The following is a 17,330-nucleotide window of genomic DNA, read 5'->3' as shown; positions in this document are numbered from 1 at the left end:
GGACGAGCAATCGTCCCTTTTTTTATGGGATTTTTTGGCCTGATGTCTTCAACTCATACCTGAGTGTGACCGCTATAGCGGCCATTTTTTAGGGTGCAAATGAATACGCTAAAGTGCTCAAACAGCCACTGCCGGTCATCAGGAATCGGCTGTGTTGATGCGCTACTTGATAAATATTGAATATATATCAAATGGTTACTTTCTGATTTTTTCCTGGAATACCCTAAGATTTTTTCAAAATCCGGAGGTTAAGAAACCGCCCGAAAAATAGCCAACCCTCTTGTTTTTCCCCTTTCCTGATGGATAATTCGCCAGAATTTACACCCGGTTACAGTTAGTGAAATGGAATTTTCATGAAAAGGATTTGTTTATTGCTCTGGCATCCGCCAGTGCGTCTGCTCGCCATGGTGGCAGGCGCGTTGCTCTGCTCTGCTTTCCCGGTGATGGCAGCCCCGCCAGCCGATAATCCCCGTGAAGAAGGCCAGGCGATTGATGCCCGCGAGCAACTGCGTCAGCAGACGCGCGAGCGCGTGCTGCAACAGCAGAATGCGCCGCAGGCGAATGAACATCTTCCCCGTCCTGATAGTCGTCTGCCCGGTTATCCTGCCAGTGAGCAGCCCTGCTTTACCATCAATCAGATCGTCCTGACTGGCGATAAAGCCAGCCGTTTCCAGTGGGCGCTCGACGCCGCTGCGGATGCCACCGGCCGCTGCCTGGGCGGACAGGGCATCGTGCTGGTCATTAATAAAGTGCAGAATGCAATTCTCGCCAAAGGCTATGTCACCACCCGCGTCATGGCACAGGAGCAGGATCTGACCAAAGGCGTATTAACGCTGACGTTACAGCCGGGCCGTATCAGCAGGATCCGTTTTGATGAACCGGTTTCCTGGCGTGGACGGCTGTGGAATGCGATTCCGGCGTCATCGGGCGAGATATTAAATCTGCGGGATATTGAGCAGGGGCTGGAGAACTTCAAGCGGGTGCCCAGCGCCAGTGCCGATATTAAAATCGTGCCGGGCGAGCAGGAAGCCACCAGCGATCTGCAGGTCAACTGGCGCGAAGGCAGACCGGTGCGGCTCAGTCTGGGACTGGATGACAGCGGCTCCAGAAGTACCGGGCGCTATCTCGGTTCCGCCACCCTCGCAGTGGATGCGCCCTTTGCGCAGAACGATCTGTTTTACGCCAATATTGGCAAAAACCTGTTTGAGCATGGGCCGTTCGGTAACCGCTCGCACACCCTGAATTACTTTTTCCCGATAGGCTACTGGGCCGTTTCCGCCAACTACAACGACTACACCTATCACCAGAACATCCCCAATGCCAATGAGGTACTGCGCTACAGCGGCAAGAGCGATAATTTCCAGCTCACGGTCTCCCGGTTGCTCTACCGCGATCAGTCGAACAAAACCACGCTTAATCTGCGTGGCTACCGCAAACACTCCACCAACGCCGTCAACGATATCGACATTGAGCAGCAAAAGCGGCGCACCGCAGGCTGGGAACTGGGCCTGAATCAGCATAGCTATCTGGGCAGTAGCACGCTGGACGCCAGTATCGCCTGGCGGCGCGGTACCGGGGCGTTTAATGCGCTTCCTGCACCAGAAGAGTCGCGTCATCAGGGCAGCGCGCGTACCGGCATATTGCTGGGCGACCTCGGCATCAACCATCCTTTCGCCGTGGGCGAGCAGCCCTGGCGGGTCTACAGCAGTGTGCGGGGACAATGGAGTCCGAATGCCCTGACGCCACAGGAGCGAATGGCAATTGCCGGCCGCTATACGGTACGCGGCTTCGACGGTGAGCAGATGCTGTCGGGGGAAAAAGGACTGCTATGGCGTAATGAAATCGGCTGGAATCTTTTCTCGCGCGGGCATGAGCTCTATCTGGCTGCCGATTATGGCCGGGTAAGCGGGCCTTCGACTCGCGATCTTGTCGGGCATCAGCTGGCAGGCAGTGCAATAGGGGTACGCGGCGCGCTCTGGGGCCGCTTCAGCTACGACCTGTTTGCGGGCATTCCGCTCTATAAACCTGCGGGTTTTCATACCTCAGGCGCGACGGCGGGTTTCAGCGTTAACCTGGAAATCTGACCACCAAAGCGGGCGATCCCGCTATCTGAACTGAGTGACTTTCACATGGATGTGACCCATGAATAAACATTGCTATCGCATTATCTTCAGCCGCACCCATGGGGAACTCCGGGTGGTGTCAGAACTTGCCCGCAGTTGCAGCACGGAGCCCGGTCAGAGCCGTGGTAACGGCGCGCCGCGTCTCTGGGTCACTTTACGCCGCGCGGCGTGGCTGCTGGGAATGGCCCTGTTTGCCGGGCCTGCAATGGCGAACGGCATTGTGGCGGATAGCAATGCTACGCCAGGACAGCGGCCCGACGTCATCGCCACCCAGAACGGGCTGCCGCAGGTTAATATCACCGCCCCCAATCAGGCGGGTATCTCGCATAACCAGTATCAGCAATTCGACGTCGCGCAGAACGGCGCCATCCTGAATAACTCCGCAGTGATGACCTCAACACAACTGGCCGGAATGATTCAGGGCAACCCGAATCTCAACCCAAAGACCCCAGCGGCGCGGGTGATCATCAACGAAGTAAACAGCAATAATCCCAGCCAGCTGCGCGGTTATATGGAAGTGGCGGGCGGACGGGCGCAGGTGATCGTTGCCAACCCGGCCGGGATTGTCTGTAACGGATGCGGCACCATCAACGCCGGACGGATGACGCTGACCACCGGCAAACCACAGCTCAACGCTGACGGCAGTCTGGCGGGTTATCAGGTCGAACGCGGCGTGGTGCGCATTGAAGGCGGCGGACTCAACGGCGATCCCCGTCATGATACTGAGTATGTTGACGTACTGGCCCGCGCGGTGGAGATCAATGCGGGCGTCTGGGCCAAAAAAGAGCTGGCGGTGGTGGCCGGTCGCAATCGCGTAAGCGCAGACGCACAGACGGTCACACCGCTGGCTGATGACGGCAGCGCCAGACCTGAACTGGCGATCGACATGGGGCAGATGGGCGGCATGTACAGCGGCCAGATCCGCATGATAGGCACTGAAGCGGGCGTCGGCATGCGAAATCAGAACGCTCAGGTGCAGGCGGGCAAAACGCTGGTGGTGAGTAGCGAAGGTAAGCTTGTCTGGCAGTCGGCGGCGCAGGATGGCGTGACGCAGGCCGGAGGCGACATCAGTCTTGCGGCCAGAGAGGATATCGACTATCAGGGCAAGCTCCACAGTGGTGGTCAGCTGACAGTGCGGAGCCGCGAAGGCGGAATCACTCAGTCCGGCACCCTGGCGGCGGCAGGTGATGTGCGGCTGACGGCGGCCCGCAGCATCCAGAGCAGCGGACACCTGCTGGCAGGCAGCGATGCCAGTAGCCAGGTTGTGCAGGAAGCTAATCTGCAGCTGGAGAGCCAGGATATCATTCGCGCCAGCGGCAGCCTGCTGAGCAAAAAAGAGGTCAGCGCTCGCGGACGCCGGGTCGATCTCAGTGGCGCTCAGATCGCGGCCAGCCGCGCAACACTGACGGCTCAGGAGGGTGGTGTTGCCGTGCGGCAGGCGGTGATCAACGGTGATGAGCTGGTGATTAACACGGCAGGTGATATCGAGGCGCAGCAGGCGCAGATTAGCGCCGGGCGCTGGCAGGTCGATGGACGCAGCCTGTTCAGCCAGCAGGCCGGATGGTCGCAGACCGGAAGTGGCGAAAGCCGCTTCACCCTGAGTGGTGGGCTGGATAACAGCGACGGAGCGATTGAGAGCCGGCAACTCAGCTTCCGGGCCGCCTCGCTGAATAACCAGCGTGGACGCATGGTCGCACTCGACAACGCCGCCCAAAAATGGCGGATTGACGGTCTGCTCGACAATACCGCGGGTGAGCTGGGTAACAACGGCGATCTGACGCTTGAGACAGGCAGCCTGACTAACCAGGGTGGCACCGTTAAAACCCAGGCCGCGCTGGCTATTAATGCCCGCGACGCAGTTAACAACAGTCAGGGTAAGCTGCTGGCCGGTGATGCGCTGACGCTCAGCGCGGGCGGTGATCTCGATAATCACGCTGGCACCCTGAACGGCGGTCAGCTGTCGCTGACCGCGCAGCATCTGAATAATGTGCAGGGCGAGATCGTCAGCCAGCGCGATCTCGATCTGACGGCACTACAGGGCCTGGACAACAGCGGTGGCTGGATCGAAGCGGGTCATCATCTCTCACTCAACAGCGGCGGACTCTGGCAGAACCGCGACGGAACGGCACAGGGCGGTGAGCGGGTCACGGCGGCGGCAGATCAGCTCAATAACGCCAGCGGCCGGTTGCAGTCTGGCGGTGATCTGGACCTGACCAGCCGTGGCGATATCCTCAACCAGAGCGGCAAACTCACGGCGAAAAATGCCCTCGCGGTCCATGGCACCGCAGCGACGCTATTTGATAACGGTGGCGGATCGCTGCAAAGCGGCGGCGATCTGCTGCTGCAGGGCGGCGCACTGAACAATCGCCAGTCAGGGCAGATTCTCAGCCAGCAGGCGCTGACGCTGAACCTGGCGGGCGACTGGGACAATCAGGGTGGCACACTGACCGGTAATGGCCGCACGCAGGCCAGCGCAGCAAATCTGTTCAATGCTCAGGGCGCGATCAATGCGCTGGATACGCTGGATATGCAGGTTGCTGGTCGTCTGGATAACAGCAATGGCCGCATCTTCAGTCGGTTAAGCCAGACGCTTCAGGCGCAGGAGATGGGCAATGCGCAGGGCTGGATGGGCAGCCAGGAAAGCTGGACTGCCACGACTGCCGGTTTCGATAACACGGCGGGCAGCGTACAAAGTCAGCAGCAGGCTGAACTCTCGGCGAACTGGCTTAGTAACGCCAGCGGCGTGTTGCAATCGGCTGCTGGCATGGCGTTACGCATTGAGCAGGATATCAACAACCTGGCCGGTAAAGTCTCTGCTCAGCAGCAGCTTACCGTTCAGGGTCAGACCGAAGGCAGCCGCACCGGTAACATTAACAATGCGGATGGCCAGTGGCTGGCTGGTGAGGGGCTGACTATTACCGCTGCGCGTATCGATAACACCCAGGGCGGTCTGCTCTACAGTCAGCGGCAGTTGAAGCTGAATCTGGCCGGGGATCTGGATAACCAGGCCGGTAAGATACAGAGCGGCGAAGCGTTCCAGCTGGATGCGCAGACGCTGAACAACGCAGGCGGCAACATCGACAGCCAGCAACAGCTGACCCTTCAGCTGTCAGGGCAGTTTGATAACAATGGCGGCGCGGTACGCAGCAATGGCGGACAGCAGATCAATGCCGCAGCGATCAACAACCATCAGGGCGTGTTCAGCAGCCGTGAAGCGATTAATCTGACCACCGGGCAGCTGGAGAATGCCAGTGGCACACTAATCAGCCAGGGCGCGGGAAGTTATCACGTCGGCACGCTCAATAATCAGCAGGGCAAAGTCCACAGCGGCGCGGCGCTAACCCTTGAAGCCGCACAACTGAACAATCAGGGCGGCCAGCTTGTCGCCACGCAGGATTTAGTGCTGAACGCCACGGCGATCGATAACAGTACCCAGGGTGTGATCAGCAGTCAGGCGGGGCTCTCACTGCAGGCCGATCGCCTTATCAACCGCGACGGCGGCCTGTTACTCGGCACCACCTACAGCGACATTACTGCACGTGATATCGATAATAGCGCCGGGCGGCTGCAGAGCGCCGGAACGCTCATGCTGCGCGGTGTTGCACAACTGGACAACCGGCAGGGACGGGTGCTGGCGAATGGCGATCTCAACATCAACGGTGATCTCTCACCGACTGATTCACCGCTGGTGCTGCTCAATCAGAGCGGACGGCTGGAGAGTGCTGGTGCATTGAGCATCCATTCACACTCTTTCGATAATCAGGGCGGCACGCTGCTGGGCCTGCAAGCTCTGACGCTGAGCGCGCAACAGGACTACACCCGCCAGGCGGACGAAACCATCAGCAGTAACGGCACGGTGACTGTCTCTCTGAGCGGGGCGTTTACTAACCTGGTGGACTGGCTGCTGCCGGGTAATCTGGTGCTGAATGCGGCAGGCATAACCAACCCGGCGATGCTGGTGGGCAAAACCGTTCAGCTCACGACCGGTGCGCTGCTGAACAGCGGGCGTCTTGAAGCCGACGACCTGACGCTGAATGTCGACTCGCTGGATAACCGTGCCGCGTTGATGGGTGATGAAGTCACCGTGCGTTCCCGGGTGATCGACAACCATGGACAGCCTGCGGTCATCGCGGCAACTCAAAACCTGACCCTGCAGGCCCGTGAGCGGCTGAGCAACACAGATGGCGCGCTGCTCTATAGCGGCAATCGCCTGTCATTGCAGAGCGATGACCTGATCGAGAACCGGGCGAGCTTTATTGAAGCGGACGGTGATATGACGCTGGAAGCGCGGCGGCTAGACAACCTGCGCGAAGGGCTGGTGATAGAGCGTGAGGCTGAGACCAGCGACTACAAGTGGCATCGCTATAACTACTACTGGCGCTCGTTTGGTACGACGATAATGCCCGATAAAAGCAGTATGGCACCGACCACTCAGCAACTGACTTTCCAGGATGAGGCCGCGGCGCAGAGCAATCTTTACGGCACCCTGCTGGCGATTGACGCGGCGGGCAAACGCGCTCAGGTACGGGTCATGAATAATCAGGGCGTGCTGACCGATCTGTGGGTTAACTATCTGGCACTGAACCCCAGCGCCGATGGCACGTATGCCATGACGTTCTATGAAACGCGAGGATTTAAGCAGAAAAATGTGCCGACTCCTTACCAGAACACCGTATGGCGTGAACATGACCGTGGTCGTATCGAACAATGGGACCCTGAACAACATATCGATATCGATAGCGCCCTCTTTATCAGCGACTACAGCGCTTTGCGTGAGCGTAGCGTAACCGGCACCCTGACGCGTGACAGACTGGTCAGTGAAGGTATTGGTGCACGTATTCTGGCGGGTGGCGACATGCTCCTGCGCATCACCGGAGCGTTACTTAATGATGCCAGCGTGATTACGGCTAACGGCAATCTGACACTGGATGGCGGCGGGAGCATCGACAACCGGGGCTATTCGATCAATGAGCGGCGGCAGGAAGTTATTGTCGATCATTACGACAGAAGCACGCGCCACTGGTATCCGACCTTCAATTCCGATGAGACCACCGCCCTGGCCACCGTTGACGGCATCATTACCGGCAACGGCAACGTCAGCATTAACGGGACCAGCATCAGCAATACCACCGTTAATCAGGCGCAGATAAGCCAGCTTGAAGCGGCGCTGCAGGCAGTGGACGCTGAGCGCGCTGAGTATGAACGTAACCCACTGGCCTTTGCCGTGGACGGGGTCGCCCGCCATGACGGCGACACAGAACTTACGACGGGTGATAACACATCGGGTCGCCCACTGTTACCGGCTGAACTGGCTCTGACGGCGCTACAACAGCTGGAGAAAGTCGCCACAACCATCCCCAATAATGGTCTGTTCAGCCAGCACACTGCTGCCGGCAGTCCGTTCCTGATTGTGACTGACGAGCGCTTTACCAGTCAGAGCAAATTTATCAGCAGCGACTATCTGCTTGAACGGGTGGGTTACGACCCGTCACAGGTGCATAAACGCCTGGGCGACGGTTTTTATGAGCAGCGTCTGGTTCGCGAGCAGGTCCTGAAACTGACCGGCAGGCCTTCCGTTAACGGCTGGGATGCGATGGCGCAGTATCAGGAGCTGATGAACAACGGCTCTAAAGTGGCGCAGGATTTCCATCTGGTGCCGGGCGTGGCGTTGACGCCACAACAGATTGCGGCGCTGCAACAGGATATCGTCTGGCTGGTCAGCGAAACGGTTGATACGGCAGACGGCCCTCAGACGGTGTGGGTGCCGAAGGTTTATCTGGCTCAGACCACGCTGCGCCTGACTGGCGCGGGCGCGGTGATTGGCGGCGGTACTTTGCAGCTCTCGGCAGACAGCGTGACCAATGCCGGTAACCTCTTTGCGGACCAGGCGCTCTCCATCGACAGCGGGCAGTTTCAGCACCTGGGCGGCGACATCACGGCGGGCAGCATTGATGTGAAGACGGAGACGCTGACGATCAGTACCGATCTTCAGAATGCCCTGCGTCAGGCGACGATGAGCGCTGAGGATATCAGCCTCAGCGGCACTGATATCCGGCTACAGGGCGCGAAGCTCAATGCCACCAGTAACCTTAGCCTGAGTGCGCGCAACGACCTGTCGATTAGCGCGGCAAAAAGCAGCCACAGCGGCAGTCTGAGCGTTATCTCCGGGGCGATGGGTAACCGCACCAGCAGCAGCATAGAAGAAGCGGGCAGGCGCATGGCCCAGGTCAGCGGCGAGTGGCAGCAGGCAAAAGGCAGCGAGCTTAACGCCGGTGGCAACCTTCTGCTCTTGGCCGGGCGTGACCTGACGCTGACCGGTAGCCAGGCCAGCGCCTCCGGCTCCGCCCGGGTTCAGGCTGGCGGAGACATTCGCATCGGTGCTGAAACCACCACCAATACCACCCATCTTGAGGCCGACAGCCGGACCTCGTCGGTCAGCAATAGTCGCCAGGAAGATCGTCTGTTGCTCAGCACCCTGAGCGGCGCTCAGGGTGTGACGCTGGTGGCGGGTAATAACCTGCTGGCCGAAGGCGCGCAGGTTGACAGTACAGAGGGCCGCATTGGCATCAGCGCGCAGAACGTTACCATTAAAGACGCACGCGCCAGCCTGGTAGCTCAGGACAGCGAAAACAAGCGCGAGGGTAATACCCGCACCCACCGTGAAGAGGAAACTGCACGTGAGAGCAGCACCGGCAGCACCTTCAGCGGGCAGCTGGGCGTGACGGTGATCGGGCGCGAGGGCGACGTCACCGTTACCGGCAGTACGCTGCACAGCGAACAGGGCGCGGTCGGGTTGCAGGCAAAACAGGACGTGGTACTGAACACCGCCACCGAACGTGAGTCGCTCTACAGTGAAGAACGCTCAGAGAATAAAGGTCTGCTGAACAAAAGCAGCGGTCACAGCGTGACGCGGGACGTCACCACGCGTGAGAACGGTAGCCTGCTGAGCGGCGAAAGCGTCACGGTCATCGCCGGACGCGACCTGACGGTGACCGGATCGGCGGTGGCTGCCGACCAGGACGTCAATCTGCGGGCCGGGCGCGACGTGGAGATCGGCGCGGCGACCGAGACCGACAGTCACTACCAGCTGCAGGAGAACAAAAAGAGCGGCCTGCTGGGCAGCGGCGGCATCGGCTTCACGGTCGGCAAGCAGTCGACCCGCCATGAAATCGATGAGAAGGGTACCACCCAGAGTCAGAGCGTCAGCACCGTTGGCAGCAGCCAGGGCAGCGTGAACGTCACGGCGGGCAACCGGCTGCACGTCGGCGGCGCAGACCTGGTGGCGGGTAAAGACATGAAGCTGACGGGCGACAGCGTAACTATCGACCCGGGCTTTGATTCACGCAGCCGTAAGGAAACCTTCGAGCAGAAACAGAGCGGTCTGAGCATCGCCCTGTCAGGCACGGCGGGCAGCGCGCTCAACACGGCGGTGAGCAGCGCGCAGCAGGCCAGGAAGTCGGGTGACGGGCGGGTCAGCGCGCTGCAGAACACCCAGGCGGCGCTGAACGGGGTGCAGGCGGCGCAGGCGGCTCAGATGGACGGGCTGAACACTGCCGCCGCGGACGCGCACAATGCAGCCGGCGACCTGAGGCCCGGGCAGGACGGCTATCAGGCGGGATCGACCAACACCATCGGCGTCAGCGCCTCGTACGGCAGCCAGTCGTCGAAAAGCGAAGCGCGTACTGAGAGCAGTCAGTCGCAGGGCAGTACGCTGACGGCGGGCCGGAATCTGACCGTCACGGCAACCGGCAAAAACGGTACGGCGCAGAGCGGCAACATCAGCATCGCCGGCAGCCAGCTGAAGGCGGGCGGCGACCTGAGCCTGGATGCGTCGCGGGACATTAACCTGCAGTCGGCGCAGAACACGCAGAGCACCGACAGTAAGAACAGCAGCAAGGGCGGCAGCGTCGGTATCGGTATCGGCGTGGGGTCGGGCGGCTACGGCATCAGCGTGTCGGCGAGCGTCAACGCGGCGAAGGGCAGCGAAAAAGGCAACGGGCTGACGCACAGCGAGACCACGCTGGACGCGGGCAACCGGCTCAGCCTGACCAGCGGGCGCGACATCACGCTCACGGGCGCGCAGGCAAACGGTGAGAGCGTGAAGGTGGACGCGGGCCGCAACCTGAAGCTGACCTCAGAGCAGGACAGCGACCGCTACGACAGCAAACAGCAGAGCGCCAGCGCGGGCGGCAGCTTTACCTTCGGCTCAATGACCGGGTCGGCTAACGTGAACGTGAGCCGGGATAAGCTGCACAGCACCTGGCAGAGCGTGGCGGAGCAGACCGGTATCTTTGCCGGGAAGGGCGGCTTTGACGTCACGGTGGGTGAGCACACGCAGCTGAACGGTGCGGTCATCAGCTCAACGGCCTCCGCCGATAAGAACCGGCTCGACACCGGCACGCTGGGCTTCGGCGACATAGAGAACCACGCGGAATATGAGGTGGAGCATCAGAGTGCGGGCATGAGCACCGGCGGCAGCATCGGCGGTCAGTTCGCCGGGAACATGGCGAACGGCATGCTGGCGGGTCTGAACGACAGCGGCAGCGCGGACAGCACCACGAAATCCGCTGTGAGTGAAGGCACGATAGTTATCCGCGATAAGGAAAAGCAGAAGCAGGACGTTGCCGGTTTAAGCCGCGACGTGGCGAACGCCAATCCGGGGCTGGACGTCATCTTTGATAAGGAGAAGGAGCAGAACCGGCTGAAGGCGGCGCAGCTGATAGGCGAAATCGGGGCTCAGGCGGGAGATATTGCACGGACGCAGGGCCAGATAGCGGGCATGAAGGCGAAGGCCGATCCGGCGGCGCTGGCGGCGGCGAGGGAAGAGCTGTCCAAAAAAGGGAAGCTGAACCCGACGGCAGATGAGATAGCGAAGCAGGCTTACGACACGGCGCAGAAACCGTTCGGGACGGGCGGTAAGGTGCAGCGTGCCATCAGCGCGGTGACGGCGGCGGTGCAGGGCCTGTCGGACGGGAACGTGGCGCAGGCGATAAGCGGCGCGGCAGCACCGTACCTGGCGGAAAAGATACACGAGCTGACCACGGATGCGAACGGTAAGGTGAATACCGAAGCGAACCTGATGGCGCACGCGGTGCTGGGTGCGGTAACCTCGTACGCGGCGGGCAATGCTGCGCTGGCCGGCGCCTCGGGCGCGGTGATGGGCGAGTACATCGCGCAGCAGCTGTATCCGGGGGTTAAGCGCAGTGACCTGTCTGAGGAGCAGCGGCAGACGATAAGTGCGCTGGGGACGCTGGCGGCGGGTCTGGCGGGCGGCGTGGTTGGTGACAGCACGGCGGATGTTGTGGCGGGGGCGCAGGCGGGTAAGAACGCGGTTGAAAATAATGCGCTGGCGAATGTACTTGCAGCGGCAGAAGCCCACAAAAAAGGGACGATAGAAAAGTACGAAGCAGGCATGCAGGACACAATAAAAGAAGCCTGTAGTGGCGGAACGCCTGTATCCTGTGAAACAGCATTGGCAGCGGTTGGTAGTGCGCTAACATGGCCACTTTTACCAGGTATGGCCGCAACTACCAGCCTGATAGGTGCCGGAGCTAATGCAGGAGTAGGTTACCTGATCAATGGGGACGTAAATCTGAATGATGTCATTTTGGGTTACTGGACAGGAGCACTAACGGCAGGCACCGGGCTGTGGGGCACCATTGGGGTGAATGCTGTGAGCGGTGCCACGTCCAGCTATCTTAAAGGGGATGACCCATTGAAAGGTGGCGCGATGAGTGGTGCAGCATCGGGGCTAGGTTATGGGGCTGGTAAATTAGTTGAGTTGCCGCTTGATAAAGTATTCAACCCGATGAAACCGTGGAAAGACTGGGTCTGGACTGATGTCGGAATGGGTATATCCAAGCCTCTGCCAGTTAATCCAGTGCCAGGCATCGCTGGAAATATAACTAGCTCAATAGGTACCGAATATGGAAATGATCAGGCAGGTAAGGCTATAGGAGGTGAGGAATGAAAATTACAACCTTAAAGTGGTTTTTAATATTTATTTACTTGGTCATTACTCTCCCGGTTGGAATATTTATTGCAGCTATAGCTACGCAGGTTTTGATAAAATTATTCTATGTTTTTTTTCATGGGTTATCTTTAGATTTGTCAACTATTAATTATATAAAAATTTTGAAAGGAAGTATTGCTGGCGGGATGATCGGAGCAATAGGTTGTTGGTGGATATATTATCAGCACTATAGAAAAAGCAGATTCAGGTAGCACTTTAAGCCTGAGCTGCGGCAGGAGTTGTTGTTAAGAATAACTCTCTGGCGTTGGTGGTGCATTGTGACTCTTCCCCATCAACGTGCCGGAATAAGGTCGCAGAGATGTTTCTGGAAATCGGGGCGAAAGCCGGAATCACAGGGCTTGCCGGACTGGCCATTAAAGATGTAGCTGATAAAATGACCTCCGACGAACTGGAGCATCTTGTTACCCTGCAAATGATGGGTAACGACGAGATCACAAGAAAGTATCTCAGTTCGCTTCATGATAAATACGCGCCTGTTCATACCGGTGGTGACCAGATAGCTGGGTCAGGTCCAGCCAACACAGGTGGAAATCAGCAGTTAGATCCAAATGATACGCCGACCAACACTGGTAATAATCAGGCTTCAGGACAGGGAACTACTAATACCGGTAATACGGAAGGAAAACCTGATACTGTTGGGAATATCTTAGTCAATCCGGGAGCCGATCCTCTCACGAAGAAAGACATAGTTTATCTTTCAGAGAATTCAAACAGCAAGATAGATACTGTCATTAATGAGACCTTATCTGGTAAGAAAAACTTCACCAGTTCAACAACTTTGAGTTCAGATGAAGCGTTAGCTGCTGGTTTAAAATTCTTAGGAACGGGATATAAAGAGATTGGAAAACCAGGATCTGGTGTTTACCATAGTGCTGATGGGACAAAAGAATTTAGGATTGACTCAGGTTCAATTGGTGGTGCCCATGCGCCGGGAGTTCCACACGTACATTTTGGTGTAAAAAATCCTACAACAGGCAAGTATATTTCGAACAACCATGTTCCTTATAAAGACTAAGGAAGCAAAATGCTCTTAAAGAAAGGCATCGTTAATGATGGCGAATATGCTGGATGGGAAATCCAAATTGTCGATGATACAGAGGGTGAAACAGGAGGGTTCTACCTAATTTTAAGTAGCGGAGAGGCTGAGGTTTTTGATTATTGGTTTGAGAAAAGACAGTTCCTAGATAATCAGTTAGCTGATTTTAATGTGGAATGGAATTAGTACAAAAATCCCGGCCAGTTGGCCGGGATTTGTGCTTTTACGCCCTAAAAACCCCATCCTCCCGCCGCCATGACCGACGTGCGCCGGGTGCAGCGGTGACCTCCTGTTGTTCAGCGTCGGTAATATCGGACTCGATGATCCAGTCGCCATCCATCATCTATTCACCATACCGATATCGACCAACTGGTATCTTCAATCGTAGGTAAAGTGAGGGACAGGAAATGTTTTGTCATTACCGCCATGCCGTGGCGGTAATGACAAAATAACCTGGTCTGGGCTTCGCCCCGGGACCCCAAAGTGGATCAGGTTGAACGGCCCACATAAAAAACAGGCTTTCCCGTCAATAATCAACTCGCCATTATCCCTGAAAGCGTTTACCCTGGCGATATGTCCGTAATAAGTATTCGGGAAGTAATGTTAAAAATAGCTGATTCTATTCAATGATTACCTTTGAGTGGGTTATTTATCAGAGCTTACCATTAGTGAAATTTCAGTGAATAACTTATATTTAGCAACATGAGTTGTCATATCGCGGCGTATGATGCAGTAAGGTTAATGGGAACGATAATGGCTGGGTATTTTTAGCAAAAATCCAATCAGTGATGTTAATTGAATGATGATCCTGCAGAACGATTAAATATTATTGTATAGCGTAAGCGTTTCAGGATGTTGTAGAATCACACGATTATTAAAAGGTTAATATAAATAAAAGACGATTGGTTCAAGTGATTTTTTTTGTATCAAATGAATGATCTGCTCAGGAAGCAGGAAGGGTGAAATGAATAAGGATGTGAGGATCACCGTATCAAAGGGACCATTCAAAAAAATACGCGAATGGAATCGAAGAAAAAACTACTATCTCAAAGAGGTGAAACTCGAGGCAAGAAAGTCTATTGCAAAGCTTCTGTGGGATAAACGGAAAAAAGTCTCCTTTGAACCTGACTCCGTGAAAACTATACTGCTTGTTCGCAATGAAGGTAAGCTGGGTGATATCATCGTTTCGATGCCACTCATCAGGTCGCTGCATCAGGATGGCTATGCAGTAGATTTACTGGTAACTGAAGCCTGTTACGACGTAATAAAATACAGCCCTTTTATCAGACATATCTATAAGGCAGCAGATTGCAGTTATAACCATTACCTGAAGTCTTTTTATCATACCGTTTCAAAAGCAACGATGAAGAAGCTAAATAGAAATAAGTATGATCTGATTATCGATCCTTGCTTATCCGAAACGCCGGTGCATCGGATGAAGTTATTTCGGGATATCAATGCCAGATTCGTTATTGGCCTAAATAAGAAATCTGACATCAGCCATTACACAGTTTCGGTTCCCTATAAAAATGAAAAGCAGCATGTTACAGAGTTACTTTCTTTGATAAGTAAAAGCATTGGCGTTAAAGCGACAGGCAATTTCACTTACAGTCTTCATTTTCCTGATGTTGTGCTTGATGAGGTGAGGCACTTTCTTAGTTCGTGGGAAAATAAGAAAAAAATTATTATTAATGCTTTTGCTGGCACGCCGGAAAGGAACTTCTCACAACAGCAATTGCTGAAAATTATTAATATGATTAATAATAACAGCAGAGAGGTGAAAGTCATCATTCTGGATCATCGTAATGAAATAGCGGTGCCGCTTCCTGGAAATGTTGTGAAAAATCCCTTTTATACTTTGCATCATGTGATGGCATTAATTAAAGAATCGGATATGGTGATAACGCCAGATACATCAATTGTACACATCTCTGCTGCGTGGAAAAAACCTCTTATCGCCGTTTACAAAAATGCGCCTAATAATAATATGTGGGCGCCAGGCTATGAAAACGCAAGCCACATCATTGTTCATGATCATAAAACATCCGATGCTGAGAATATCCCTGAGCGTATTTTTAATGAGATAATCCGAAGGAATTTATTGGGCAAGCGTGAGATGAAATTTCAGGAATCCGTATCGGTGAACGAGTTGAAAGAACCTGTTCGTACGCACGGTTATCATGCTCCCGACTGCTGTATCGCCTCCTCTGATCAGCTCTGCTGCTGACCAGCAGATAAAGCGTCCTGCCGTGCCAGACACCATTGTACTTCTTAAGTGGGCTGGCTTAGAAAGCTCTCACGCCGCAGCGGCACCCTATCCTGCAGAGCAGATACATACGCTGACTATCACGAAAGGGGCTGACAGAAAAGATGTGGTGAAATACTGAAGCAAACCTGATTGTGCATGCGGTGGTGGGTATGCTCGTAGGTAAAAATTTGCCTGAAAACAATAACCTTTAATCCCCAAAAAACCAGGTAATAGACTGAGAGGCGCCTCTGAAAAACGGATTGTTTTTCCGGCATATTTTGTGGTGTGGTTTTCTCTCCCTGAATCCCTCTTCAGCTCCTTTAAACAGCCAGCTATTCAATCTTTAAGTCCAGGTTATGCACATTATAATCTGTATGGTTTTTACCCTGTCCGATAATGACAGTGCCTGAACCGCTGATAAGATGTGCTATCGCGCTGTTGAAAACCGGATACCCTCGACGACATCTGTAAGTTCCCTATTCTCAGGAGAGAGCGACTCAACAGAGTGCGAAACTGACAGCTGCCAGAAAGGTGAGTATGATTAAATCCTATCAGGCAGAAGAAAGAGGTTACCCATGAGAACAACACAGCAGATGAGTATCACGCTGCCCAATGAAATGGCAGCACAGGTTAAGGCACGTGTTGCCAGCGGCGAATATGCATCGGAAAGCGAAGTGATCCGTGAAGGATTGCGTGCGCTGATGGCACGGGATTATGCCGTGGAGCAATGGCTGCATGAAAAGGTAGTGCCCGCCTGGGAAGCACTTCAAAGTGGCGAAACACAAAGCCTGAGCGCTAACGACCTCAGGAACAGACTGAAAGCGGAACACAGGAAGGCGACCGGGGAGGAGTAATGGTTTACAGGGTGGTGTTCGCACCAGAGGCGCAGGAACAACTGGCAGAACTTTACCGTTATATATATCGCGCAAGCAGCGACACCCTATACCGCTTTGAACTTTACGGAAAACGTCATCGATTATTGTGAGTCGCTTGCATAGTTCTTCCACAGAGGGAACTGTCGTGATGATCTTCTGCCAGGACTGAGAATCACCAATTACCGCAGACGGACAATAATTGCTTTCATGCTATCTGAGAAAACAGTGAGTGTTTTAGGCATATGGCATGGCGGGCAGGATTATGAAAATGACCTGTCTGGAGACGAAATTGACTGAGCTGTCAGACCAGCCAGGCCGATTATATTTTTCCTGTACAGCGTAACAAAATGTCGCTTCCATGCCTGCCCGGGGCGCTTTGATAGTTATTTCGCCTGACCCATCACGCCGCAGGCGGCGTTGTCCGCGCAAAGCTCTCACGCTGAAACAGCGTTTCCGCCAGCTTCACCAGCGCCGGTCGTTCAACACACCAGTTCGGCACTACGCGGCGGAAATTGAGGTAGCCGATCATGCAACCGGTGGCGATATCCGCCAGATTGAGCTGGCCGTTGTTTAGCCATTTCCCCTCTGCCGCCTTCGCTTCCAGCATGTCGAGGCTGCGCTGAATCTTTTCACGATTGCGCAGCAGCACCTCTTCTGACTGCAAATCCCCCGGACGCATCTGCTCGCGCACGATCACCAGCGCGGCATCGCTGACGCCATCCGCCAGCTTCTCCAGCTGACGGATGTTAAGCGATTCAAGCGGATCGGCAGGCAGCAGAGCAGGCTCCACGCCACGCAGTTCCAGAAACTCCGCAATAATGCTGGAATCGAACCAGATTTGCTTATCGTCAGCGACCAGCGCCGGAACTTTGCCCAGCGGATTGTAGTGCGGCACATGGCTGTCATCGCTGTAAGGCGATGCGTTAACGAATTCAAAAATAATGCCTTTTTCCAGCATGATAATCGAAATCTTACGCACAAACGGGCTGGTATAGCTGCCAATCAGTTTCATCGG

Annotated in this window: 8 protein-coding genes; 7 read left to right on the top strand and 1 reads right to left on the bottom strand. The window is 55.4% G+C overall.

The features are described from left to right. Nucleotides 1-353: 353 nt before the first annotated feature. The 7 genes from FOV68_RS17865 to FOV68_RS17830 all read left to right on the top strand — a co-directional run bounded on the left by FOV68_RS17865 (nucleotide 354) and on the right by FOV68_RS17830 (nucleotide 16,294). Nucleotides 354-2,084: a ShlB/FhaC/HecB family hemolysin secretion/activation protein gene (locus FOV68_RS17865; protein WP_064703237.1), complete on the top strand. Its 1,731-nt coding sequence runs from the start codon at nucleotides 354-356 to the stop codon at nucleotides 2,082-2,084. A gap of 58 nt (nucleotides 2,085-2,142) precedes the next feature. After that, nucleotides 2,143-12,093 (top strand): hemagglutinin repeat-containing protein, encoded by a 9,951-nt coding sequence (locus FOV68_RS17860; RefSeq protein WP_143991294.1) that lies wholly within the window; start codon nucleotides 2,143-2,145, stop codon nucleotides 12,091-12,093. Continuing rightward, nucleotides 12,090-12,347, top strand: coding sequence for a hypothetical protein (locus FOV68_RS17855; protein ID WP_083070437.1), 258 nt, complete (start codon nucleotides 12,090-12,092; stop codon nucleotides 12,345-12,347). Before FOV68_RS17860 ends, FOV68_RS17855 begins: the two co-directional genes overlap by 4 nt. Before the next feature lie 107 nt (nucleotides 12,348-12,454). Continuing rightward, the gene (locus FOV68_RS17850) at nucleotides 12,455-13,171 is read left to right on the top strand and encodes a hypothetical protein (RefSeq protein WP_255473712.1); all 717 of its coding nucleotides are present in this window, start codon (nucleotides 12,455-12,457) and stop codon (nucleotides 13,169-13,171) included. A gap of 9 nt (nucleotides 13,172-13,180) precedes the next feature. Continuing rightward, complete coding sequence (locus FOV68_RS17845) at nucleotides 13,181-13,378, top strand: hypothetical protein (RefSeq protein WP_033759390.1); 198 nt, start codon at nucleotides 13,181-13,183, stop codon at nucleotides 13,376-13,378. Between the two features lie 778 nt (nucleotides 13,379-14,156). Further along, entirely contained in the window at nucleotides 14,157-15,419 is a 1,263-nt protein-coding gene (locus FOV68_RS17835) for a glycosyltransferase family 9 protein (protein ID WP_143991293.1), read from the top strand. Nucleotides 15,420-16,015: 596 nt separating this feature from the next. Then, nucleotides 16,016-16,294, top strand: a complete 279-nt coding sequence (locus FOV68_RS17830; protein ID WP_109652846.1) for a type II toxin-antitoxin system ParD family antitoxin — start codon at nucleotides 16,016-16,018, stop codon at nucleotides 16,292-16,294. A gap of 421 nt (nucleotides 16,295-16,715) precedes the next feature. Here FOV68_RS17830 and FOV68_RS17820 read toward each other — a convergent pair whose 3' ends face one another. Beyond that, nucleotides 16,716-17,327: a glutathione S-transferase gene (locus FOV68_RS17820; protein WP_031593505.1), complete on the bottom strand. Its 612-nt coding sequence runs from the start codon at nucleotides 17,325-17,327 to the stop codon at nucleotides 16,716-16,718. Nucleotides 17,328-17,330: the final 3 nt, after the last annotated feature.

The sequence above is a fragment of the Pantoea sp. paga genome, from assembly GCF_007558755.1.
Taxonomy (GTDB): domain Bacteria; phylum Pseudomonadota; class Gammaproteobacteria; order Enterobacterales; family Enterobacteriaceae; genus Pantoea; species Pantoea agglomerans.
The sequence above is the reverse complement of the archived record's forward strand: the minus strand, read 5'-3'. Positions and strand labels throughout refer to the sequence as shown.